Annotated in this window: 28 protein-coding genes; 16 read left to right on the forward strand and 12 right to left on the reverse strand. The window is 67.8% G+C overall.

Features of this window, described 5'->3' with window-relative positions; genetic code table 11:
- Positions 1 to 9 precede the first annotated feature (9 nt).
- Positions 10 to 282, reverse strand: coding sequence for a DUF2530 domain-containing protein (locus tag G6N47_RS12250; RefSeq protein ID WP_083131458.1), 273 nt, complete (start codon positions 280 to 282; stop codon positions 10 to 12).
- A gap of 125 nt (positions 283 to 407) precedes the next feature.
- Here G6N47_RS12250 and G6N47_RS12255 point away from each other — a divergent pair, with 125 nt between their 5' ends.
- From G6N47_RS12255 to G6N47_RS12265, 3 genes are read left to right on the forward strand one after another with little or no spacing between them, the layout of a single operon-like run.
- Positions 408 to 839 carry an Rv0880 family HTH-type transcriptional regulator gene (locus G6N47_RS12255; protein ID WP_083131329.1) on the forward strand — a complete coding sequence of 144 codons (432 nt, stop codon included), beginning with the start codon at positions 408 to 410 and terminating at the stop codon, positions 837 to 839.
- Positions 836 to 1,651, forward strand: a complete 816-nt coding sequence (locus tag G6N47_RS12260; RefSeq protein WP_083131330.1) for a TrmH family RNA methyltransferase — start codon at positions 836 to 838, stop codon at positions 1,649 to 1,651. The genes G6N47_RS12255 and G6N47_RS12260 overlap by 4 nt, the downstream gene beginning before the upstream one ends.
- Before the next feature lie 48 nt (positions 1,652 to 1,699).
- Positions 1,700 to 1,978 (forward strand): DUF2537 domain-containing protein, encoded by a 279-nt coding sequence (locus G6N47_RS12265; protein WP_083131331.1) that lies wholly within the window; start codon positions 1,700 to 1,702, stop codon positions 1,976 to 1,978.
- Here the strand turns inward: G6N47_RS12265 and sepH are convergent.
- Together sepH and serC are read right to left on the reverse strand one after the other, a co-directional pair.
- Positions 1,975 to 2,754 carry a septation protein SepH gene (gene sepH, locus G6N47_RS12270; protein ID WP_083131332.1) on the reverse strand — a complete coding sequence of 260 codons (780 nt, stop codon included), beginning with the start codon at positions 2,752 to 2,754 and terminating at the stop codon, positions 1,975 to 1,977. The two genes, G6N47_RS12265 and sepH, sit on opposite strands and share 4 nt — an antisense overlap.
- Positions 2,755 to 2,843: 89 nt before the next feature.
- Positions 2,844 to 3,962 (reverse strand): phosphoserine transaminase, encoded by a 1,119-nt coding sequence (gene serC / locus G6N47_RS12275; RefSeq protein WP_083131333.1) that lies wholly within the window; start codon positions 3,960 to 3,962, stop codon positions 2,844 to 2,846.
- Between the two features lie 158 nt (positions 3,963 to 4,120).
- Here serC and G6N47_RS12280 point away from each other — a divergent pair, with 158 nt between their 5' ends.
- The 3 genes from G6N47_RS12280 to G6N47_RS12290 are packed head-to-tail and all read left to right on the forward strand — an operon-like array spanning position 4,121 to position 7,126.
- Entirely contained in the window at positions 4,121 to 5,137 is a 1,017-nt protein-coding gene (locus G6N47_RS12280) for an AurF N-oxygenase family protein (protein ID WP_083131334.1), read from the forward strand.
- 8 nt (positions 5,138 to 5,145) lie between these two features.
- Positions 5,146 to 6,834 (forward strand): 4Fe-4S binding protein, encoded by a 1,689-nt coding sequence (locus G6N47_RS12285; protein WP_083131335.1) that lies wholly within the window; start codon positions 5,146 to 5,148, stop codon positions 6,832 to 6,834.
- 31 nt (positions 6,835 to 6,865) lie between these two features.
- Complete coding sequence (locus tag G6N47_RS12290; RefSeq protein ID WP_139799440.1) at positions 6,866 to 7,126, forward strand: hypothetical protein; 261 nt, start codon at positions 6,866 to 6,868, stop codon at positions 7,124 to 7,126.
- On the opposite strand, the gene G6N47_RS12295 is transcribed toward G6N47_RS12290, so the two are convergent.
- Positions 7,123 to 7,587 (reverse strand): VOC family protein, encoded by a 465-nt coding sequence (locus G6N47_RS12295; protein ID WP_083131337.1) that lies wholly within the window; start codon positions 7,585 to 7,587, stop codon positions 7,123 to 7,125. The two genes, G6N47_RS12290 and G6N47_RS12295, sit on opposite strands and share 4 nt — an antisense overlap.
- 73 nt (positions 7,588 to 7,660) lie before the next feature.
- Positions 7,661 to 8,791, reverse strand: coding sequence for a citrate synthase 2 (locus tag G6N47_RS12300; protein ID WP_083131338.1), 1,131 nt, complete (start codon positions 8,789 to 8,791; stop codon positions 7,661 to 7,663).
- Between the two features lie 82 nt (positions 8,792 to 8,873).
- Here G6N47_RS12300 and pdxH point away from each other — a divergent pair, with 82 nt between their 5' ends.
- Both pdxH and G6N47_RS12310 read left to right on the forward strand, forming a co-directional pair.
- The gene (gene pdxH, locus G6N47_RS12305) at positions 8,874 to 9,533 is read left to right on the forward strand and encodes a pyridoxamine 5'-phosphate oxidase (RefSeq protein WP_083131339.1); all 660 of its coding nucleotides are present in this window, start codon (positions 8,874 to 8,876) and stop codon (positions 9,531 to 9,533) included.
- Between the two features lie 225 nt (positions 9,534 to 9,758).
- Positions 9,759 to 11,054 (forward strand): citrate synthase, encoded by a 1,296-nt coding sequence (locus G6N47_RS12310; protein WP_083131340.1) that lies wholly within the window; start codon positions 9,759 to 9,761, stop codon positions 11,052 to 11,054.
- Between the two features lie 46 nt (positions 11,055 to 11,100).
- On the opposite strand, the gene G6N47_RS12315 is transcribed toward G6N47_RS12310, so the two are convergent.
- A complete protein-coding gene (locus tag G6N47_RS12315) occupies positions 11,101 to 12,540 on the reverse strand; it encodes a phytoene desaturase family protein (RefSeq protein WP_083131341.1) in 1,440 nt (479 codons plus the stop codon).
- 11 nt (positions 12,541 to 12,551) lie between these two features.
- Positions 12,552 to 12,815, reverse strand: coding sequence for a DUF2630 family protein (locus tag G6N47_RS12320; protein ID WP_083131342.1), 264 nt, complete (start codon positions 12,813 to 12,815; stop codon positions 12,552 to 12,554).
- Between the two features lie 35 nt (positions 12,816 to 12,850).
- On the opposite strand from G6N47_RS12320, the gene G6N47_RS12325 reads away from it, so the two are divergent.
- From G6N47_RS12325 to arfC, 4 genes are read left to right on the forward strand one after another with little or no spacing between them, the layout of a single operon-like run.
- On the forward strand, positions 12,851 to 13,213 hold the full coding sequence (locus tag G6N47_RS12325; protein WP_083131459.1) for an FKBP-type peptidyl-prolyl cis-trans isomerase: 363 nt from the start codon (positions 12,851 to 12,853) through the stop codon (positions 13,211 to 13,213).
- Positions 13,214 to 13,257: 44 nt separating this feature from the next.
- Positions 13,258 to 13,851, forward strand: a complete 594-nt coding sequence (gene arfA / locus G6N47_RS12330; protein ID WP_139799441.1) for a channel-forming protein ArfA/OmpATb — start codon at positions 13,258 to 13,260, stop codon at positions 13,849 to 13,851.
- Between the two features lie 12 nt (positions 13,852 to 13,863).
- Positions 13,864 to 14,016: a channel accessory protein ArfB gene (gene arfB, locus G6N47_RS29185; RefSeq protein WP_169717254.1), complete on the forward strand. Its 153-nt coding sequence runs from the start codon at positions 13,864 to 13,866 to the stop codon at positions 14,014 to 14,016.
- Complete coding sequence (gene arfC, locus G6N47_RS12335) at positions 14,016 to 14,165, forward strand: channel accessory protein ArfC (RefSeq protein ID WP_163659634.1); 150 nt, start codon at positions 14,016 to 14,018, stop codon at positions 14,163 to 14,165. The genes arfB and arfC overlap by 1 nt, the downstream gene beginning before the upstream one ends.
- On the opposite strand, the gene G6N47_RS12340 is transcribed toward arfC, so the two are convergent.
- Both G6N47_RS12340 and prrA read right to left on the reverse strand, forming a co-directional pair.
- Positions 14,162 to 15,502 carry a sensor histidine kinase gene (locus tag G6N47_RS12340; protein WP_083131343.1) on the reverse strand — a complete coding sequence of 447 codons (1,341 nt, stop codon included), beginning with the start codon at positions 15,500 to 15,502 and terminating at the stop codon, positions 14,162 to 14,164. The two genes, arfC and G6N47_RS12340, sit on opposite strands and share 4 nt — an antisense overlap.
- Positions 15,503 to 15,512: 10 nt before the next feature.
- A complete protein-coding gene (gene prrA, locus G6N47_RS12345) occupies positions 15,513 to 16,223 on the reverse strand; it encodes a two-component system response regulator PrrA (RefSeq protein ID WP_099539585.1) in 711 nt (236 codons plus the stop codon).
- A gap of 102 nt (positions 16,224 to 16,325) precedes the next feature.
- On the opposite strand from prrA, the gene G6N47_RS12350 reads away from it, so the two are divergent.
- Both G6N47_RS12350 and G6N47_RS12355 read left to right on the forward strand, forming a co-directional pair.
- Complete coding sequence (locus G6N47_RS12350) at positions 16,326 to 18,203, forward strand: ABC transporter ATP-binding protein (RefSeq protein ID WP_276036325.1); 1,878 nt, start codon at positions 16,326 to 16,328, stop codon at positions 18,201 to 18,203.
- Positions 18,200 to 18,748, forward strand: coding sequence for an AAA family ATPase (locus G6N47_RS12355; protein WP_083131345.1), 549 nt, complete (start codon positions 18,200 to 18,202; stop codon positions 18,746 to 18,748). Before G6N47_RS12350 ends, G6N47_RS12355 begins: the two co-directional genes overlap by 4 nt.
- Before the next feature lie 17 nt (positions 18,749 to 18,765).
- Here the strand turns inward: G6N47_RS12355 and G6N47_RS12360 are convergent, their stop codons facing one another.
- Together G6N47_RS12360 and G6N47_RS12365 are read right to left on the reverse strand one after the other, a co-directional pair.
- Positions 18,766 to 18,906 (reverse strand): hypothetical protein, encoded by a 141-nt coding sequence (locus tag G6N47_RS12360; RefSeq protein WP_371685286.1) that lies wholly within the window; start codon positions 18,904 to 18,906, stop codon positions 18,766 to 18,768.
- Positions 18,907 to 18,910: 4 nt separating this feature from the next.
- Complete coding sequence (locus G6N47_RS12365; RefSeq protein WP_139799442.1) at positions 18,911 to 19,327, reverse strand: MerR family transcriptional regulator; 417 nt, start codon at positions 19,325 to 19,327, stop codon at positions 18,911 to 18,913.
- A gap of 234 nt (positions 19,328 to 19,561) precedes the next feature.
- Between G6N47_RS12365 and G6N47_RS12370 the strand changes: the two genes are divergently transcribed.
- On the forward strand, positions 19,562 to 19,984 hold the full coding sequence (locus G6N47_RS12370; RefSeq protein ID WP_083131348.1) for an Hsp20/alpha crystallin family protein: 423 nt from the start codon (positions 19,562 to 19,564) through the stop codon (positions 19,982 to 19,984).
- Between the two features lie 260 nt (positions 19,985 to 20,244).
- Positions 20,245 to 20,565 (forward strand): J domain-containing protein, encoded by a 321-nt coding sequence (locus G6N47_RS12375; protein ID WP_083131349.1) that lies wholly within the window; start codon positions 20,245 to 20,247, stop codon positions 20,563 to 20,565.
- A 27-nt stretch (positions 20,566 to 20,592) separates the two neighbouring features.
- Here G6N47_RS12375 and G6N47_RS12380 read toward each other — a convergent pair whose 3' ends face one another.
- Complete coding sequence (locus tag G6N47_RS12380) at positions 20,593 to 22,065, reverse strand: acetyl-coenzyme A carboxylase carboxyl transferase subunits beta/alpha (protein ID WP_083131350.1); 1,473 nt, start codon at positions 22,063 to 22,065, stop codon at positions 20,593 to 20,595.
- Positions 22,066 to 22,076 lie beyond the last annotated feature (11 nt).

A 22,076-nucleotide genomic window follows, 5' to 3' on the forward strand; every position in this document is an offset into this window, starting at 1 on the left:
CGTTCCCTCCTACTTGGTGGTCCGCAAGTGCCCGAGCCCGGTTTGCGCACCGCGTGCGCCGCGCCGGACGGCGTCGCGCTGCCACAGGAAGATACCGGTGCCCAACAGCCCGACGCCCAGCCCGGCCAGCGTCACGGGTCGCCAGCCGTCCAGGCCCGGGACGAGGAAGGCGGCGACCGCCGCGCCCAGCCAGGCCAGCGCGCCGACCCCGACCACCGGCCACACCTCGAGCAGCACAGCGGGAAGCATCGGCGGGTTGGGGGTGGAGCCGGGCTCGGACATCGAGATCACGCTAGCCCGGCGCCGATGCGGGCCGTGAAGCGGCCTGAGGAGAAGCCGGGCAATCAAACCTAGCTGATCGGTGGTTCGGTGTTGACGCTGCAAGGTTGTGTCGTAACCTTCGCGCTGTGACCGACGGCGACACGCGGCTGGCCAGCGACCTGTCGCTGGCGGTCATGCGACTGTCGCGGCAGCTGCGTTTCCGACGGCCGCAGTCGCCGGTGTCGTTGTCGCAGCTGTCGGCGCTGTCGACGCTGTCCAAGGAAGGGCCGATGACGCCCGGCGCGCTGGCCATCCGGGAGCGGGTCCGTCCGCCGTCGATGACACGGGTGATCGCGTCGTTGGCCGAACTGGGTTTCGTGGACCGGGTCGCCCATCCCGACGACGGGCGCCAAGTCCTGGTGTCGGTGTCTAAGGCCGGCGCCGAGCTGCTGGAGGCCGAGCGTCGGGCCAGCCAGGAGTGGCTGGCGCAGCGGCTGGCGGGTCTGGGCCGCGCCGACCGTGAAACCCTGCGCGACGCCGCCGATCTGATGCTGGCCATCGTCGACGAAACCCCGTGAGCGCCGTCTGCGACGTCAGCGATCCCGACGATCCACGGCTCGACAACTTCCGCGACCTGAACAGCATCGATCGCCGTCCGGATCTGCCGACCGGCAAGGGCCTGGTGATCGCCGAGGGCGTGCTCGTGGTGCAGCGCATGCTGGCGTCGCGGTTCACGCCGCTGGCGTTGTTGGGCACCGACCGCAGGCTCGCCGAACTGCGGGCCGACCTGGATGGCTGCGACGCACCCTATTACCGGGTCTCGGCCGACGTGATGGCCCAGGTGGTCGGTTTTCACCTCAACCGCGGCGTGCTGGCCGCGGCACGCCGAGCTCCCGAGCCGAGTGTGGCCGAGGTGCTCGACGGCGCCCGCACGGTCGCGGTGCTCGAGGGTGTCAACGACCACGAGAACCTGGGGTCGATCTTCCGCAACGCAGCCGGTCTCGACGTCGACGCGGTGGTGTTCGGCAGCGGCTGCGCCGATCCGCTCTACCGGCGGGCGGTGCGGGTGTCGATGGGCCATGCGCTGCTGGTGCCGTATGCCCGTGCCGCGAACTGGCCCGGAGACTTGAACCTGTTGCGGGAGAAGGATTTTCGGCTGCTGGCGATGACGCCGAGCGTCGATGCCGTGACGCTGCCGGCGGCGATGTCGACGGTCGCCGACGAACGGGTGGCGGTGCTGGTGGGCGCCGAAGGCCCGGGTCTGAGCCATGCCGCGATGCGGGCAAGCGACCTGCGGGTACGCATCCCGATGTCGCGTGGCACCGACTCGCTCAATGTCGCCACCGCCGCGGCGCTGGCGTTCTACGAGCGCGTTAGGCTCGGTTCGTGACCCGCGCCGGCGACGATGCAGAGCGAAGCGATGGGGAGGAGCGGCGCCATGACCGACGAATCCACGCCCTGGGCAACGGGTTTGACGGTCGCCGCCTTTGTCGCTGCGGTCACGGCGGTCGCGATCGTGGTGCTCAGTCTCGGGCTCGAGCGCGTGCATCCATTGCTGGCCGTCGGACTGAACGTCGTGGCGGCCGGGGGATTGGCGCCGACGCTGTGGGGGTGGCGGCACACGCCGGTGCTGCGCTGGTTCGTGCTGGGCGCGGGCGTGGGCGTGACGGGCGCGTGGCTGGCGTTGCTCGCGCTGGCGATCGTCGGATCCGGTTAGCGCTGTCCGCCGGAGCGGACACCGAGCAGCACGTCCTCCCACGCCGGCACAGGTGGCTTGCGGCGACGGGCACGCGCCGACTCGCGTTGCGGTTCGGGCGCGGCTTCTTCGGCTGGCGCGGCTTCGGGTTCGGGCTCGGGTTCGTCGAAGTCCAGTTGGGCGACGGTGGCCAGCGGCCGTAGCGGACGGTCGAAGTCGGGGTCGACCAGCTCGCTGGCAGCGTCGTCGACCGCGGTCACCGTCCCGCCGTGCGCGCCCGGGGCGAAGCGGAAGTGCGCGACGTTGTCCGAGCGGCCGGCCTTCCAGCCCAGCTGCACGGTCCAGCGCCCGTCCTCATTGCGCCAGGCGTCCCAGGTGGTGCTGTCCGGGTTGAGCCCGCGGGCCACCAGCGCGGCGGTGACCGTCTCCAACAACGTCAGCACCGCGGGCCCGTCGGCGAGGACTGGATGCGCGGCGGTTGCCAGCTCCGCGGCCCGGGACCGCTCCAGCAGCACCGGGTGGGCGAATCGCTGGACGCGTTCGATGTCCACCCCGGCGGCCGCAGCGACCTGCTCGACGGACGCCCCGGCGCGGATCCGGGCCTGAATTTCCTTGGGACGCAGCATGCTTGGGACCTCGTAGTCGATCTGGGTTTGTGCTACCCGCGCGCCGTCGCCGCGTACCGCGGCGCGCAGCCGGTCGTCGACTCGCAGCTTGAACTTCTCGGCCGGTTCGTCACTTTCGCAGATGATGTGTTTGCCATCGACGTCGAGTCCAACGACCTTGAGCTCCCGCATGGCACCTCCTCCGGGCCGCTGAACCGGACCCGATTGCTGGGCACTCTAGTGCAGTGAACGGCCGAAACAGCGCTGCCACGCCGGAGCGGTTAGAGTCGCTCGACCACCCAGTCGATGCACTCGGTGAGCGCGCTGACGTCGTCGGGCTCCACCGCGGGGAACATCGCGACCCGCAACTGGTTGCGGCCGAGTTTGCGGTACGGCTCGGTGTCGACGATGCCGTTGGCGCGCAGCACCTTGGCGACCGCGGCCGCGTCCACCTCGTCGCTGAAGTCGATGGTGCCCACCACCTGGGACCGCAGCCGCGGCTCGGCCACGAACGGAGTGGTGTAGGGCCTGGCGTCCGCCCAGCTGTACAGCCGCTGCGACGAGTCCGCGGTGCGCTTGACCGCCCAGTCCAGCCCGCCGTTGCCCAGCAGCCAGTCGATCTGCTCGGCCAGCAGCACCAGCGTGCCGATCGCCGGGGTGTTGTAGGTCTGGTTCTTGCAGCTGTTCTCGACCGCGATCGGCAGCGACAGGAAGTCGGGCACCCAGCGGCCGGAGCCGGCGATGGCCTCGATGCGCGCCAGCGCCGCCGGGCTCAGGATCGCCAACCACAGGCCGCCGTCGGCGGCGAAGTTCTTCTGCGGCGCGAAGTAGTAGGCGTCGGTCTCGGTGATGTCGACCGGCAGCCCGCCGGCGCCGGAGGTGGCATCGATGACGACCAGCGCCTCGCCCGAACCCGCGGGACGCGCCACCGGCACCGCCACCCCGGTCGAGGTCTCGTTGTGCGCCCAGGCGATGACGTCGACCGCGGGATCGCTCTGCGGCTCGGGGGCACTGCCCGGATCGGCCTTGACGACGATCGGTTCGCCGACGAACGGGTTCTTGGTGACGGCGCTGGCGAATTTCGAGCTGAACTCGCCGTAGGACAAGTGCAGGGACCGCTTGTCGATCAGCCCGAACGCCGCGGCGTCCCAAAACGCCGTGGCCCCGCCGTTGCCGAGGATGACCTCGTAGCCGTCGGGCACCGAGAAGAACTCACGCAGCCCGGTGCGTACCCGGCCGACCAGGTCTTTGACCGGCGCCTGCCGGTGCGACGTGCCGAACAGCCCGGCGGCGCTGGTCGCCAGGGTCTGCAACTGCTCGGGCCGGACCTTGGACGGCCCCGATCCGAAGCGGCCGTCGCGGGGTTTGATGCCGTCGGGGATCGTGAGCGTCTCAGCCATGGTGACCAGGCTAATGAACCCGGTAGTGTGACTCAGACCACATCAACGTCGCGAATCGCGGCTGCGCCACAGTGCTCGCATTGGGTATGGAAAGTTGCCGATACCTGCGGTACTGTGTACATAACACGTCCAAATGTAAACCTCATCGGGAGGCTTCGATGGCTCGGACGAAAATCGTGCAGCGCTGGCGCCGCAACATGGAAGTACAGGACGACACAGAGTACGTCGAGATGTTGCGCACGCTGTCCGAGGGGTCGGTGCGTCGCAATTTCAACCCGTACACCGACATCGACTGGAAAGCGCCCGAGTTCGCGGTCACCGAGAACGACCCGCGCTGGAAGCTTCCGGCGACCGACCCGCTGGGCCGCCACCCTTGGTACAAGGCGCAGCCCGAAGAGCGCCAGATCAAGATCGGCATGTGGCGTCAGGCCAACGTAGCCAAGGTCGGCCTGCACTTCGAATCGATCCTGATTCGCGGCCTGATGGAGTACGCGTTCTGGGTGCCCAACGGCTCACCGGAGTACCGGTACTGCCTGCACGAGGCGGTCGAAGAGTGCAACCACACCATGATGTTCCAGGAGATGGTCAACCACATCGGCGCCGACGTGCCCGGCATGCCGCGGCTGCTGAAGTGGGTCCAGCCGCTGATCCCGCTGGTTGCCGGCCCGTTGCCGATTCCGTTCTGGTTCGGCATTCTCGCCGGCGAGGAGCCTATCGACCACACGCAGAAGAACATCCTGCGTGAGGGTAAGGAGCTGCACCCGATCATGGAACGGGTGATGGCCATCCACGTGGCCGAGGAGGCCCGCCACATCTCGTTCGCCCACGAGTATCTGCGCAAGCGTGTGCCGCACCTGCCGCGCCGCAAGCGGTTCTGGCTGTCGCTGTACGTGCCGGTCACCATGCGGATCCTCTGCTCGGCAATTGTGGTGCCGCCCAAGGCTTTCTGGCGTGAGTTCGACATCCCGCGCGAGGTGCGCAAAGAGGTGTTCTTCCGGTCGCCGGAGTCGCGCCAGATGCTGCGCGACATGTTCGGCGACGTGCGGATGCTCTGCCACGACACCCGCCTGATGAATCCCGTCGCCAAGCTGATGTGGCGGATCTGCAAGATCAACGGCAAGCCGTCGCGGTATCGCAGCGAGCCGCAGCGCCAGCATCTGACCGCGGTCGCCTAGAGGGGTCCATGCCGCACGTCATCACCCAGTCGTGCTGTAACGACGGGTCCTGTGTTTTCGCTTGTCCGGTGAACTGCATTCACCCCACACCGGACGAGCCGGGGTTCGCCACCTCCGAGATGCTCTACATCGACCCGGATGCGTGTGTGGATTGCGGCGCGTGTGTGAGCGCGTGCCCGGTCGGCGCGATCGCGCCCGACAGCCGGTTGGATGCCAAGCAGTTGCCGTTCGTCGAGATCAACGCGTCGTTCTACCCTGAGCGGCCGCCCGGCACCAAGCTGCCGCCGACCTCGAAGCTGGCGCCGGTGATTCCGGCCGCGGAGGTGCGTCAGGACGGGCACCGGCTGACCGTGGCGATCGTCGGCTCCGGCCCGGCGGCGATGTATGCCGCCGACGAACTGCTGACCCAGCCTCGGGTCCGGGTCAACATGTTCGAAAAACTGCCGACGCCTTATGGATTGGTGCGTGCAGGCGTGGCGCCGGACCACCAGACCACCAAGCGCGTCACGCGGTTGTTCGACAAGGTCGCCGCTCGGCGGGGTTTCCAGTTCTTTCTCAATGTCGAGGTCGGCAAGCATCTGAGCCACGCGGATCTACTCGCCCACCACCATGCTGTCATCTACGCCAGCGGCGCACCCAACGACCGCCGGCTCGACATCGAGGGAATGGGCTTGCCCGGCACGGCCACCGCCACCGAGGTGGTGGCGTGGTACAACGGCCACCCCGAATTCGCTGACCTGCCAGTCGATCTCGGCCACGAGCGGGTGGTGATCATCGGCAACGGCAACGTGGCGCTCGACGTGGCCCGGGTGCTCACTGCCGACCCCGACGACCTGGCCCGCACCGACATCTCCGATCACGCGCTGGAGATGCTGCGCGCATCCCAGGTCCAGGAGGTGGTGATCGCAGCACGCCGCGGTCCGGCGCACTCGGCGTTCACGCTGCCCGAGCTGATCGGGCTGACAGCCGCGTCCGACGTGGTGCTCGACGCCGAGGACCACGAGTTGGTGCGACGGGACTTGGCAACCGCCTCCGACGCCCTGACCCGCCAGAAGCTCGAGATTCTCAGCAAACTCGGCCAGGCCTCGGTTCCACCGCGACGGCCGCGCATCCGGCTGGCTTACCAGCTGACACCGGCCCGTATCCTGGGCGAAGACCGCGTCACCGGGATCGAGTTCGCCGTCACCGGCACCGACCAGACGCGCCGGCTCGACGCCGGCCTGGTGCTGAGCTCAATCGGCTACCACGGCAAGCGGATTGCCGATCTGCCGTTCGACGACACCGCCGGAGTGGTACCCAACGACGGTGGCCGCGTGGTCGACCCGGACACCGGCCAGCCGGTGACGGGTGCGTACGTCGCGGGGTGGATCAAGCGCGGCCCGACCGGATTCATCGGCACCAACAAGTCCTGCTCGCTGCAAACCGTGCAAGCGCTGGTGGCCGACTTCAACAAGGGCCTGCTGTCCGACCCTGTGGCCGGGCCGCGGGCGCTGGCCAGGCTGGTGCACGCCCGCCAGCCCGACGTCGTCGACGCGGCCGGATGGCACGCCATCGACGCCGCCGAGGTGGCGCGGGGCAGCGCCGAAGAACGGCCCCGCGACAAGTTCACCTCGGTCGCCGAGATGCTCGCGGCTGCGACGTCCGCGCCGGCAGTGCCGCTGCATCGGCGACTTCTGGCTGCGGTGCGGGGACGATAGCCGTAACCCGTTGTGTGCCATGCTGTCCCGCATGACCAACTACCCGCCCTATCCGCAGAGCCCTCCACCGCCGCAAGAGACCCAGCCCGCACCGACCGTAAAGCTGCGCGGCAGACGGATTTCCACGTTCTGGATCTGTCTGTGCATCCTCGCGGCCGGTCTGTTCATCGGGTTGATGGCGAAGCATCCCGATCCGAACAAGGAGCCGGTAGAGCATTCGGTCGGCTCGGGAGACAACCATGGGGTCTGCTGGACTAGTGAGTCCGGCATCTCCTGTTACCCGACGCGCTAGCCGGAGGGCTGGCCCATTGCCGCGGCAGCTGCGGCGATCTGGTCGTAGTCGACCTCGCGCACCGGCTGCCCCAGCGACCAGCGGTGGCCGAACGGATCCTCGACCATGCCGTAGCGGTCGCCCCAGAACTGGTCCTCCAGCGGCATCACGACGGTGGCCCCGGCGTCCAGCGCCCGCTGGAACTTAGCGTCGACGTCGGTAACCGTCAGATGGATGGTGACCGGGGTCCCGCCGAGCGATTTCGGAGTCATCGACTTGCCGCCGGACATTTCCGGGAAGTCGTCGTTGAGCATCACCAGAAAGCCGTTGATGCGCACGGCGGCGTGGATGAGTTTGCCGTCCGGCCGGGGCACCCGGCCCAGTTCGACGGCGTCAAATGCCTTGACGTAGAAGTCGATTGCCGCGGCGGCATTGTCGACGACGAGGTGCGGGGAAACTGCGGGTTCGACGGCGATTGCCATGGTGGCCTCCTCGGGTCATAGGGACAGACACCGGTATAGACCACTGCACCGACAAAAAGTCATCAGCAGGGCGTCACGCCGTGCGAACTTGGTCCCACCCTTCGACCGATTCCGGGCTGCGTGGCTCGGGGCCGACATAGATGGCCGACGGGCGCACCAGCTTGCCCAGCTTCTTCTGCTCGAGAATGTGCGCGCACCAGCCTGCGGTGCGACCGCAGGTGAACATCGCCGGCATCATCTTGGCGGGGACCCGCGCGAAGTCGAGGATCACCGCGGCCCAGAACTCGACGTTGGTCTCGATGGCGCGGTCCGGGCGTCGCTCGCGCAGTTCGGTCAGCGCGGCCTGCTCCAACGCCTTTGCGACCTCGTAGCGCGGTGCGCCCAGCCGTTCGGCCGTCGCCCGCAGTACTCGCGCCCGCGGGTCCTCGGCGCGGTAGACGCGGTGCCCGAAGCCCATCAGCTTCTCGCCGCGGTCCAGGATGCCCTTGACCAAACCGCGCGCGTCGCCGCTGCGCTCGACCTCTTCGAGCATCGGCAGCACCCGGGCGGGCGCGCCGCCGTGCAAGGGGCCGCTCATGGCCCCGATCGCCCCGGACAGCGCCGCGGCCACGTCGGCGCCGGTCGACGCGATCACCCGGGCGGTGAACGTCGAGGCGTTCATTCCGTGCTCGGCAGCCGAAACCCAGTATGCGTCAACGGCCTCGATGTGGCGTGGATCCGGTTCGCCCTGCCATCGGGTCATGAAACGTGCTGTGACAGTGGGACATTCGTCGATGATCCGCTGCGGCACCGCCGGCTGGTAAATGCCGCGGGCGGACTGGGCGACGTAGGACAGCGCCATCACCGACGCCCGGGCGAGTTGCTCGCGGGCGGTGGAGTCGTCGATGTCGAGCAGCGGTTGGTAACCCCAGATCGGCGCCAACATCGCCAGACCCGCCTGCACGTCGACCCGCACGTCGCCGCTGTGGATCGGCAGCGGGAACGGTTCGGCCGGCGGCAGTCCGTGACCGAACTTGCCGTCGACCAGCAAAGCCCACGCATCGCCGAAAGTGACCCGCCGACTCACCAAGTCTTCGATGTCCACCCCGCGGTAGCGCAGCGCGCCGCCGTCCTTGTCCGGCTCGGCGATCTCGGTGGTGAAGGCCACCACTCCGTCGAGGCCGGCGACGAAATTCTCCGGGATATTGTCCGGGATCACAGTCATAGCTGAATTCTCGCACGCCGGTCCCGGCTGGTCGCTACCGGTCGGTAACGACGGGCCGCCCACCGGTAGTAGCGTTGGCGCGGTGGCCGGACCAGACAACGAGCACTTGGCAGCAATGCGTGTCGAGTACGGCTCCGCCGAAAAGGACGGCAGCCCGGACCTCGACACCGATTGGCTGGCGGACGGTTGGGTTGCCCTGCTGCGCAAGTGGATTCGCGATGCCGAAGACGCCGGTGTCGCCGAACCCAACGCCTTTGTGTTGGCCACTGTCGCGTCCGGGAAGCCAGTCAGCCGCTCGGTGCTGTGCAAGAGCATCGACGAGCGCGGCATCACCTTCTACACCAACTACGACTCGGCCAAGGGGGCGGAGCTGGCCGCCACGCCCTACGCGTCGGCGACCTTCCCGTGGTATTTGCTGGGCCGGCAATTCCACATTCGCGGTCGGGTGACCAAGGTCGACCCCGAGGAGACGCAGGAGTACTGGTCGAAGCGACCCCGCGGCTCGCAGCTGGGCGCGTGGGCGTCGCACCAGTCCCGGCCGATCGCGTCGCGGGCGGCGTTGCTCGAGCAACTCGCCGAGGTGACCGCCCGGTTCGCCGACACCGAGCACATCCCGGTCCCGCCGAACTGGGGAGGTTACCGCATCGCGCCTGAGGTGGTCGAGTTCTGGCAGGGCCGGGAAAACCGGGTGCACAACAGGATTCGCGTGGTAGACGGCCGCATCGAGCGCCTGCAGCCGTGAGGCGCCCCTTGGCGCGAGCGTGCGTGTTTGTCCGCGACACGCCGCGCAGATGCGGACAACCGCGCACGCTCGCCGCAGAAGGGGCCCGGCCGGGCCCGCTGGTGGCCGCGCCGGCGTTCGTCGGCTACCGCAGGCCAGCACCCCGGTCAGGCGCGTCGCCGCGATAGCGACTACCTTCAGCTATACGCAACCTAGGCAGCATCAGCAGAGCGCAAAGGGGTTCTTGTGGCCGCAACCGACGACACCGCCACTCTCAAATACCCGGGTGGTGAGTTGGACCTGGAGATCGTCCACGCCAGCGAGGGGGCCGACGGGATCGCGCTCGGCTCGCTGCTCTCCAAGACCGGATACACCACGTTCGACAGCGGGTTCATGAACACCGCGTCGACGAAGAGCGCCATCACCTACATCGACGGCGACGCCGGCATCCTGCGTTACCGCGGCTACCCGATCGAGCAGCTTGCCGAGAAGTCGACGTTCCTCGAGGTGAGCTATCTGCTGATCTACGGCGAGCTGCCGAGCAAGGACCAGCTCGTCGAGTTCACCCGGCAAATCCAGCGGCACACGATGCTGCACGAGGACCTCAAGCGGTTCTTCGACGGCTTCCCACGCAACGCCCACCCGATGCCGGTGCTGTCCAGCGTCGTCAACGCCCTGAGCGCCTACTACCAGGATTCGCTGGACCCGATGGACAACGACCAGGTCGAACTGTCCACGATCCGGCTGCTGGCCAAGCTGCCGACCATCGCCGCATACGCGTTCAAGAAGTCGGTCGGTCAGCCGTTCCTCTACCCGGACAACAAGCTGACCCTGGTGGAGAACTTCCTGCGGATGACGTTCGGGCTGCCGGCCGAGCCCTACCAGCCGGATCCCGAGGTAGTACGGGCGCTCGACATGCTGTTCATCCTGCACGCCGACCACGAGCAGAACTGTTCGACGTCGACCGTGCGGCTGGTGGGCTCGTCGCGGGCCAACCTGTTCACCTCGATCTCCGGCGGCATCAACGCGCTGTGGGGCCCGCTGCACGGCGGCGCCAACCAGGCGGTGCTGGAGATGCTCGAGCAGATCCGGGAAAGCGGCGGCGACGTCCGCGAGTTCGTCCGCAAGGTCAAGAACCGCGAAGAAGGCGTCAAGCTGATGGGCTTCGGCCACCGGGTCTACAAGAACTACGACCCGCGGGCGCGCATCGTCAAGGAACAGGCGGACAAGATCCTCGCCAAGCTGGGCGGTGACGACGACCTGCTGACCATCGCCAAGGAACTCGAAGAGGCGGCCCTGACCGACGACTACTTCGTCGAGCGCAAGCTTTACCCCAACGTCGACTTCTACACCGGGCTGATCTACCGGGCGCTGGGCTTCCCGACGCGGATGTTCACCGTGTTGTTCGCGCTCGGTCGGCTACCCGGTTGGATCGCGCACTGGCGGGAGATGCACGACGAGGGCGATTCCAAGATCGGGCGGCCCCGCCAGATCTACACCGGCTACACCGAGCGCAACTACGCGACCATCGACTCTCGCTAGACGCCGAGTGTGGCCTTGTGCCACGCGAATTCGCCTGGCGCGTGCATTAAGTCCACAGTCGGCGCAAGTTAAGCACAGCCATCGCGGCGTTGTGGCCGCCGATGCCCGACACCGCCCCGCCGCGGCGCGCACCCGAGCCGCAGAGCAGGATCCGGGGATGCGCGGTCGCCACGCCCCATTGCCGTGCGGGGGTGTCCAGCGGGTCGTCGTCGTCCGCGAACGGCCAGCACAATCCGCCGTGAAAGATGTTGCCGCCGGGCATGTTCAGGGTCTTCTCGAGATCCAGCGTGGTAATGGTTTCGATGCACGGCCGGCCGTTGACGTCGTCCATCAGCACGTCCTGAATCGGTTCGGCCAGAACAGAATTCAGCGATGCCATAACCGCCTCGGTGTGGTTGCCGGGCAATCCGTGCGGCGTGTGCAGGCCGAACACGGTCAGGGTGTGAGCGCCGCAGGCGCGCAGCGCCGGCGACAAGATGCTCGGGTCGGTCAGCGAATGGCAATAGATCTCGCATGGCAGCGGATCCGGTAACCGGCCCGCGGCCGCTTGCGAAAACGCCGCGTCCAGTTGCGTCCAGCTCTCGTTGACGTGCAGCGTGCCGGTGAACGCCTGCTCGGGTGTCGCGGCGGCGTCGCGCAGCCGCGGCAGCCGTCGCACCAGCATGTTGACCTTGACCTGCGCGCCCGCAGCGCCCGGTGGCGCCGGTTCGCCGAGCAAGTCGGCCAGCACCGCCGGGGCGACGCCGGCCAGCACGAACCTGCCATGGACCACACACTCGTCGTCGCCGCAGCGGTACCGCACCTCGCCGTCCGGATCTATCGCGTAAACGTCTGCGCCCGTGACGATTTCGGCACCGAAACCAGCCGCCGCCGTGGCCAGCGCCGCCGTCACCGCACCCATCCCGCCGACCGGGACCCGCCACTGTCCGCCCAGCAGGTGATAGAGGAAGCAGACGTTCTGCTGCAGCGACGGATCGTCGAGCGGGGCGAAGGTGCCGATCAGCGCGTCGGTGGCGACCAGCCCGCGCACCAGGTCATCGCTCAGTCCTTCGGCGATCGCGTGACCGATCGGCTGCTCGATCATCGCCTGCCAGGCGGCGGCCGCGTCGGGATCGCGGTCAACCAGACGGCGGGTCGCCTCTCGGGTGCGCAGCGGCTCCAGCAGCGTCGGCCAGAGCCATTCGGTCACCAGCCGGCAGCGCCGATAGAACTCACGGACATCGGCAACCTCGTCGACAGGGGGATACGACGAATAGCGGCGCCGCGCCAACTTCACCGGTGTGCCCAGGTCGTCGACGATGCGCGGCGGCAACAGGCTGACCAGGTAGGCGTACCGCGACAGTCGGGCGTCCACACCATCGAAGAGCTGGGCCGACACGGCCGCCCCGCCGACCTGCCCCAGCCGCTCCAGCAGCCGCACCCGCAGCCCGGCCCGGGCTGGATACGCCGCCGCGACAAGGCCGTTGTGCCCGCCGCCGACGACAATCGCGTCGTGCGTCAGCTGAGGTAGCCCTCGACCTGGCCGGGCGGGCGCACCGACGCCTCGCGCGGATCACCACCCGTGTCGCGCAGGGCCCGACGCTGCCGCAGCAGGTCCCAGCACTGGTCGAGCTCGGTCTGGACCACGCGCAGCCGCTCGTGCTCGTCGGAGGCGCTGATGTCGCCGTGCTGCAGTTGCTCACGCAGCGCCTTCTCCTCGGCGACAAGGTCGTGGATACGTGCCAGGGCATCTGTGTCGGTCGGTTTTCTGTCCTCTGCCACGTGTCCAGTGTGCACCCATCAGTAGGGTGGGCCCGGTGACGCAGAAACCAGAGATCGATTTCCCGACCGGCCCGGCCCCCGCAGAACTCGTCATCAAAGACCTGGTGATCGGCGACGGCCCCGAAGCCGTTCCGGGCGGCACCGTCGAGGTGCACTACGTCGGTGTCGAGTACGACACCGGCGAAGAGTTCGACAGCTCGTGGAACCGCGGCGAATCCATCGAGTTTCCGCTGCGCGGCCTCATCCAGGGCTGGCAGGACGGCATTCCCGGAATGAAAGTGGGCGGCCGGCGTCAACTCGTGATTCCGCCCGCGCAGGCCTACGGGCCGGCGGGTTCAGGCCACCAGCTGTCAGGCAAGACGCTGATCTTCGTCATCGACCTGCTCGCCACTCGGTAACCTGCAAGTCACGCGGCGGGACGAACTCGATGACGGAGGGGCCCATGGCGGATTCCGACGAAGCAGCCGAAACCACACAGGCCGCCAAGTTCTACCGACGGCCCCTCGGGGTGCCCTGGCTGATCGCCCTGGTGGTAATTCCGCTGCTGCTGGCGGCAATCGGCTACGGCTTGTCGGAACGAACCAGGTCCCAGACCACCGGACCCACCGGCGCCTTGCCGACGCTGGCCCCGCCCACCTCGGCCGGCGCCTCGCCGTCGGCGCCGACCATTCCGCCGATATCGTTGGCGCCGGCGTCAATCACCCGCAACGGCAAGGACATTACGCTGCGCGGCGAATTTCCCGACGAGAAAGCCAAGAGAGCGTTGCTCGACGCGGTGATCGCATCGGTGGGCTCGGAAGCCAACGTCATCGACAACCTCGGCATCAACCCGGATGTCAACGCGCTCGACTTCTCCGATGCCGAACCGGTTTTCAAAGCTGCGGCGTCGATTCCTGATTTCAGTCTGTCGGTCAGCGGCGACACCGTCACACTGACCGGCACCGCCGCATCGGTGGATCAGGCCGACGCCGTTCTGCAGGCCGCCGACGACGCCTGGCCCAACCTGAATATCGACAACCAGATCGAGGCGAGCTGAGGAGGATCCGACGTGGACTTCGTCATCCAATGGTTGTGGTACCTGCTGGCGTTCGTGGCGGGCTCGGCGGTGGCGTGGGTGATCACCGTCGTATCGATTCGGCGCACCAGCGAAGAAGAAGCCCTGGCCGACCTGCCCGGCTCGCGCGAGATAGGAGCGCGGTAATGCACGACCCGAACTGGTGGCTGATGGTGCTGTCCTTTGTGCTCGGGTTGGCGCTGACCTTTGCGCTGACGGTTCGTCGAGTGAAACGCGAAGTGCCGCTAGGCGCTTCGAACCCTGAGGCCGCCGAGAAGAGCGACGACGCGTCCTAACTGGGCGCGGGCAGACGCAATAGCAGCCGCACCCCGCCCAGCGGGCTGTCCTCCAACGACGCTGTCCCGCCGTGTAAGTGGGCCTGCTGGGCTACCAGCGCCAGCCCCAAACCCGAGCCGGAATGCGAGGCCGTCGACCCGCGGGAGAACCGCTCGAACACCACCTGCCGCTCGTCCTCGGGAACTCCGCTGCCGTTGTCGTCAATGGCGATTTCCACGCCCTCCCGCGAACTGACCGCTGACAGCTGAACCCGGCTGGCGCCACCATGTTTGACGGCGTTGGCGATCGCGTTGTCGACTGCAAGACGCAGTCCCGCCGGCAGCCCCACGATGATGCAGGTCGGCGACGGGACCAGCGACACGTCGAGGTTGGGGTAGATCCGCATCGCGTCGTGTGCGGCGCGGTCCAGCAGCTCCGTAATATCAACCGGCACATGGTCGTCCGACGTCGACAGCTCGCCCTGGGCCAGCCGTTCCAGCGCGGAGAGCGTGGATTCGATGCGCGACTGGGTGCGCACGACGTCGTTGAGCACTTCCTTGCGCTGGTCGTCGGGCAGGTCGAGGGTGGAGAGCACTTCGAGGTTGGTGCGCATCGCCGTCAGCGGCGTACGCAGCTCATGCGCCGACACCGACGCGAAGTCACGTGCCGACGCCAGCGCCTCCTTGGTGCGTTCCTGCTCCTTCCAGATGCGCTGCAGCATGCCCCGCATCGCCTCGGCGATCTCAACCGCTTCGGTGGCGCCGCGAACCGCGACCTGCGGCGCCTCGTCGCCGGCGTCGATCGAGCGGGTCTGCTGGGCCAGCCGTTTGAACGGTCGCACCGCGAAAGCGGCCAGCAGCCAAGCGAATACGGCCGAAGCGCCGATCGCCAAACCGCAGATGATGATGACCCGACGGTGCCGGTTGTTGGTCCGCGCAATCGTCTCGTCGTAGGTCGCCCCGACTTCGACCGACGTGGCCTGCGGCGCCGGGATCTCTACCGTCCGAACCCGGTAGCGCACCCCGTTGACGTAGGTGTCGTCGTATCCGGGAGGCAGCTCCGGCAGCACCACCGTCGAGTTGGACGTGACCTGGTTGCCGCGACGCACGGTGATGACGGTGTCCTGGTCGTTGGGCGATCGCGGAATCTCGTCCAGGCCGCGCGGCAGGAACGGGATCGCGAACCCCGCGGCCTCGTCGAGGCGGCGGTCCAGGCGCTCCTTGCTGTCGCCGGTGATGCCGAACCATACGACGGCGCCCACAATGAGCACCGGAATCGCCGCGCCGATCGCCGTCGCGATCACCACCCGGGTACGCAGCGAGGGCGTACGGGTCAGGATCCGGGACAAGACGTTCATGGTCGCGGTGCTACTGCATGCGCAGCACGAATCCCACTCCTCGCACGGTGTGCAGCAGCCGCGGCGCGCCGTTGGCCTCCAGCTTGCGCCGCAGGTAGCCGATGAACACGTCGACGACGTTGGTGTCGGCGGCGAAGTCGTAGCCCCAGACCAGCTCCAGCAGCTGCGCGCGGGACAGCACCGCGGTCTTGTGCTCGGCCAGCACGGCGAGCAGGTCGAACTCCCGCTTGGTCAGGTCGACGTCCACGCCGTTGACTCGGGCTCGGCGGCCCGGGATGTCGACCTCCAGCGGACCGACCGTGATGGTTTCCGACGACGACGTCGCCGTCGATCCGCGTCGGCGCAGCAGCGCCTTGACCCGCGCCACCAACTCGGCCAGCACGAACGGTTTGACCAGGTAGTCGTCGGCGCCGGCCTCCAGGCCCATCACCCGGTCGTCGACCGAGCTGCGCGCCGACAGCACGCACACCGGCACGTCGTTGTCCATCGCGCGCAGCGCGGTGACCACGCTCACGCCGTCCAGCACCGGCATGTTGATGTCGAGCACAATCGCGTCCGGCCGGGTCTCGGTGGCACTGCGCAGCGCCTCGGCGCCGTCGACCGCGGTCGACACCTCGAATCCGGACAGCCGCAGCCCGCGCTCCAGCGACGCGAGCACGTCGGAGTCGTCGTCCACCACCAAAACCCGGGGTGAGGTCACACCAGTGTCCATGCCGCCCATAATGCCTGATCGAGCCGCGTAGCAGTGGGAAGGATCCGCCCGCGGCCCGGCGCGTCGGTTGACCTCATCCTTTGTTGAGGTTTTACCGTGAAGCGCGTGAATATGGAATCGGCGGCCAGCCGCGCCCTGTACCGGCAGATGCATGCGCCGTCGGGCGAGCTTCGCTCGTTGGTGGGACGCGATCTGGTCGGCCGGATCTGGCGCTTCTCGGGCCGCCATCACCGCAGGCTGGGCGCGTTTGTCGGGGTCAGCGTGGTCAGCGCGCTGTTGACCGTGGCCACTCCCATGCTGGCCGGCAAGGTGGTCGACCGGATCGTGGCCGGGTCGTCGACCACGGCGGTGGTGCTGCTGGCGGGTGTCATCGCGCTGGTGGCGGTCGCTGAGGCGGCGGTGTCGCTGGTCACCCGGTGGCTGTCGTCGACCATCGGGGAGGGTCTGATCCTGGACCTGCGGACCGCGGTGTACGACCACGTGCAGCGGATGCCGGTGGCGTTTTTCACCCGCACCCGCACGGGCGCGCTGGTCAGCCGGCTGGGCAACGACGTGATGGGCGCCCAGCGGGCGTTCTCCGACACGCTTTCGGGCGTCGTCTCCAACCTGGTCACGCTGACGCTGACGCTGGCGGTGATGGCGGGGATCTCCTGGCAGATCACGGCGTTGTCGTTGCTGCTAGTGCCGCTGTTCGTGGTGCCGGCGCGGCGGATCGGCACCACGATGGCGCGGCTGAGCCGGGAACGCGCCGCGTACAACGCGACGATGAACAGCCAGATGACCGAACGGTTCTCCGCGCCGGGCGCCACCCTGGTCAAGCTGTTCGGCGACCCGCTGCGAGAGTCGCGCGAGTTCGCGCTGCGCGCCGGGCGGGTGCGCGACATCGGGGTGCGCTCGTCGATGTTGCAGTCGGTGTTCATGAACTCGCTGACGCTGATGTCGGCGCTGGCGCTGGCACTGGTGTACGGGCTGGGCGGGGTGCTGGCCATCGGCGGTCATCTGCAGGCCGGCGCGATCGTGTCGCTGGCGCTGCTGCTGACCCGGCTGTACGCGCCGCTGACCGCGCTGGTCAACGCCCGAGTGGAAATCGCCAGTGCGCTGGTCAGTTTCGAGCGGGTTTTCGAAGTGCTGGATTTGGAGCCGCTGATCGTCGAGCGACCGGGCGCCGTGGCGGTGCCCGACGGTCCCGTCTCGGTGACCTTCGACGACGTGCGATTCGGCTACCCGTCGGCCGACAAGGTGTCGCTGGCGTCGCTGGAAGAGGTCGCGGTGCTCGACGCGCGCGGGGGAGACGAAGTGCTGCACGGGATTTCGTTCACCGCAGAGCCGGGACAGATGGTGGCGCTGGTCGGGTCGTCCGGGGCCGGCAAGTCGACGATTGCGGCTCTGCTGGCCCGGCTCTACGACGTGGACTCCGGCGCGGTGCGGCTGGCCGGGGTCGACGTGCGCGACCTGACCACCACGTCGCTGCGCCAGACCGTCGGCCTGGTCACCCAGGACGGCCACCTGTTCCACGAGTCAATCCGGTCCAACCTCCGGCTGGCGGCACCCGGTGCGTCCGACGACGAGCTGTGGGCGGCGCTGCGGCGCGCGCGGCTGGCCGACGTCGTCGCCGAGATGCCCGACGGCCTGGACACCGTGGTCGGGGAGCGGGGCTATCGCCTGTCGGGCGGTCAGCGGCAGCGGCTGACCATCGCCCGGTTGCTGCTGGGCCGGTCACGGGTGGTGGTCCTGGACGAGGCGACGGCGTCGCTGGACTCGGCTTCGGAAGCCGCTGTGCAGCAGGCGCTTTCGGAGGCGCTGGCGGGCCGGACGTCGATCGTCATCGCGCACCGGCTGTCCACCGTGCGGGCCGCCGACCAGATCCTGGTCGTCGAGGGCGGCCGGATCACCGAGCGCGGCACGCATGACCAGCTGCTCGCTCGCGGCGGGCGCTACGCCGAGTTGTATCTCACCCAGTTCGGCGGCGACGACGAGGCCGCGGCATGAGCCGGCTCGGGCAGGTGGTCGTTGTCACCGGCCCGCCCGGATCCGGAAAGTCCACGGTCGCAGAGGTTCTCGCCACATCGGCGCAGCGACCGACTGTGCACATGCTCACCGACACGTTCTACCGGTGGATCCGGACCGGTTACATCGCGCCCTACCTCGAGGAAGCGGCGCAGCAGAACGAAGTCGTGATCGGTGTCATCGCCGACGCGGCAGCCCGATATGCAATCGGAGGCTACGACGTCATTCTCGACGGGATTGTGGGCCCATGGTTTCTCGACAAGCTGCATACCGTCCTTCGACGGCATGAGATAGCGACGTCGTATGTGGTGCTGCGGCCTCGGCTGGACGTTGTGCTATCCCGGGCCACTGGTCGCGGCCATGACGAATTGACTCTGCCCGAACCCATTTCGCAGCTGCATGCACAATTCAGCCACCTCGCGAAGCTGGAGCGCCACGTCGTCGACTCGAGTGAGCAGGCCGTCGAGCAGACCGTGGCGCAGATCAGGGATGGCTTGGCGCGCGACGACTATTTACTCCCGCGTTGAGCAGGAACCGCCGGCGCTCACTCGTCCTCTGGCACCGGGACCACGATCGCCTGGTCGATCAGGTCGGCAGGGTTGGCATCGCGCTCGGCGACATCTGCGACATACGAAGTGTCCAGACCGGTCTGGTCGTCGGCATCGACGAGGCGTTGCTGGTCCATCGCATCAGCTTCGGGTGTTTCGTCGACCGGCACGATTCCCTCGACGTTCTTCATGGTCGGTGTCCCTCCTTCCCCTTCGCGATGCGTTGCCGCCGGGCGCGGCGCGACGAGCCTTGAGTTCGGCGTTGTCGGACCGTAGTTGAGTGTTGTCGGACTCTAGCTGGGAGTTGCGCTCTTCCAGATTGAGGATCTGCACGACACCGGCTAGGTTTATCCCTTGGTCGACCAATTCGCTGATTCGCTTCAGCCGGTCGAGGTCGTCATCGCTATAGCGTCTGGTGCCGCCGTCGGTGCGCGACGGGGTCAGCAGTCCCCAACGCTCATAGAGCCGCAAGGTTTGCGGCCCAATGCCCGACAACTCGGATGCCACCGAGATGCCGTAGACGCCCCGCGCAGAGCGCGGTGTTGCGTCGCTGGTCAACTGCATCTCCATTCGTCGTCAGAGCCTCGTGGTTGGCGTATACACAAAGCTATCATAACGGATACGACAAAGCTGTGTCAGCAAGCATAGATTTCCGATCTTAAGAGCTGGATGCCCTTGGCCGGTTTTTCTAGAAATCTGCTGACTACCTCTTGCATAATACTGTCGCTAGTGCTATCACAAAGTTATGTCAGTAGACATAAGTCATCTGGCAACGACTCGGGAGGTTAAGTCATGGCGCTGATGCGTACCGATCCGTTCCGTGACCTCGACCGGTGGACCCAGCAAGTGCTCGGGACCGCAGCCCGGCCGGCGGTCATGCCGATGGACGCCTGGCGAGACGGCGACAAGTTCATCGTCGAGTTCGACCTGCCTGGCGTGAACGCCGATTCGCTGGACCTGGACGTCGAGCGCAATGTGCTCACTGTCCGTGCCGAGCGGCCTGCGCTGGATCAAAACCGCGAAATGGTTTCCGCTGAACGTCCGCGCGGCGTATTCAGCCGGCAACTATTCCTCGGCGAAAACCTTGACACCGACAAGATCGAGGCCAACTACCACGACGGTGTCCTGCGGCTGACGATTCCAGTTGCTGAGAAGGCCAAGCCACGCCGCATCGAAATCAGCCACGACGGCCACCAGACGGCGATCAACGCCTGACGGCTGAGCCGACGTACCGCACGACGATGAGGAGGTGATGCGTCGACAGTCGAAATGCACAAGCGGTGATCCCCGTGCCGTCCACAAGGATTGCTACCTGAGCGCGGCCGACGCAGTATCGCGCACGCATCGCCACCGATAGTGGCCATTTTGGTGGACCGCACGGACCTCATCGACCTGGGGTGGGTGCGTTTGTGGCCCGATACGCGCCCACCCCGCTACACGACTGTCGGCCCGGGTGGAAGGCTCCGGTGCCTGAGATGGATGATCCCTACTCGGTGCTCGGCGTATCGCCGACGGCGACTCAGGCCGAAATCACCCATGCCTATCGGCGCCAGTTGCGTGACTATCACCCCGACAGACGTTCGGGGGAGCCGAATTCCGGAGCGGACGAACGGCTACGCCAAATCCTGGCTGCCTACGCGCTGTTGCGCGATCCCCGTCGGCGCGCGGCCTATGACCGTGCCCATCCGGTTGTCCGCAAACGCACTACCCCGACCCGGATTCCGGTGACCCGCAGACGTTCTCGCGACGACGATGAGCCTCCGCTGCGGGCCGGTCCCGTCCGCTGGCACCGCTGATTAGCTCATGGCAGCGGGTCGCCGCCATCAGACCAGCCCGATCCGCCGGTGGCGTTGCAGGCGGGCGGTCACGCGCTGCGGTTCGGGTACCGCTCGCAGCGTGTGTAATTCGTGGGCAATGGCTCGCGACATCCGTTTGGCGAACACGATCGGTTCGTCGGCGGCATCGGGATACTCGGGCACGACGACGTCGACAATGCCCGATGCGTGTAGGTCCTTCGACCGGATACCCTGGGCCGCAGCAAGTTCGGGGGCATGGTCGGTGTTGCGGTACATGATCGCACTGGCCCCCTCCGGTGGCAGCGGAGCCAGCCAGCCATGCAGCGCGGCCAGCACGCGGTCGGCGGGCAGCATCGCCAGCGCGGGCCCGCCGCTGCCCTGACCCAGCAGCACCGACACCGTCGGCGTCTGCAGTGTGACCAGTTCGGCCAGGCAGCGCGCGATTTCACCGGCCAGCCCGCCCTGCTCGGCGGCTTCGGACAGCGCGGGGCCGGCGGTATCGATGACGAGCACCAGCGGTAGCCGCAACCCCGCGGCCAGCGCCATCCCGCGCCGGGCCTCGCGCAGCGCGGCCGGACCCACGATGCCGCCGAAGACACGCTGCTGGCCGAGTACGACGGCGGGCTGGCCGCCGAACCGCGCCAACGCGAGCAGCGTGCTGCCCGCCTCGCCATGGCCGGTACCCGACAACAGGACCCGCTCGGTGGCGCCGTGGCGCAGCAGCGTTTCGACCCCGGGGCGGTCCGGTCGGCGCGACGCCACCACCGAATCCCACGCCGGCACATCAGGTATCGACGCGTGGTCGGGCGCCGGCGGGCGGCCCGCGGGCGGATCGACCAACACCTTGAGCACCCGCTCGAGGGTGCGGCGCAGCCATCGCAGCGGAATGACACCGTCGATCACGCCGTGACGTTGCAGATTCTCGGCGACCTGGATGCCCGACGGGAACGGCTCACCGTAAAGCTGCTCGTAAACCCGGGGCCCCAGGAAACCGATCAGCGCACCGGGCTCGGCGATCGTGACATGACCCAGCGATCCCCACGACGCGAACACCCCGCCCGTGGTCGGATGGCGCAGATACACCAAATACGGCAGATGTGCTCGCTTGTGCAGCGCGATGGCCGCGCTGATCTTGACCATCTGCACGAAAGCGACTGTGCCCTCCTGCATCCGGGTGCCGCCGGAACTTGGCGAGGCCAGCAACGGCAGCCGCTCGCGGGTGGCTCGTTCGATCGCGGTGGTGATCCGCTCGCCCGCGGCCACTCCGATCGAGCCGGCCAAGAAGTCGAACTCGCAGGCGATCACGGCCACTCGCCGCCCGTGCACCCGGCCCTCGCCGGTGACCACCGACTCGCTGCGCCCGGTCGCGGCCCGGGCGGCGGCCAGCTCGGCCGCGTACGCGTCGTTGGCCGGCACCGCGAGCGGCTCGGTGTCCCAGCTGACGAACGATCCCGCATCGAGCACGGCGTCGCGCAGTTCGTCGGCGCTGATCCGGCTCACCGAACGAGCGT

Source organism: Mycobacterium branderi (genome assembly GCF_010728725.1).
GTDB classification, from domain to species: Bacteria; Actinomycetota; Actinomycetes; order Mycobacteriales; family Mycobacteriaceae; genus Mycobacterium; species Mycobacterium branderi.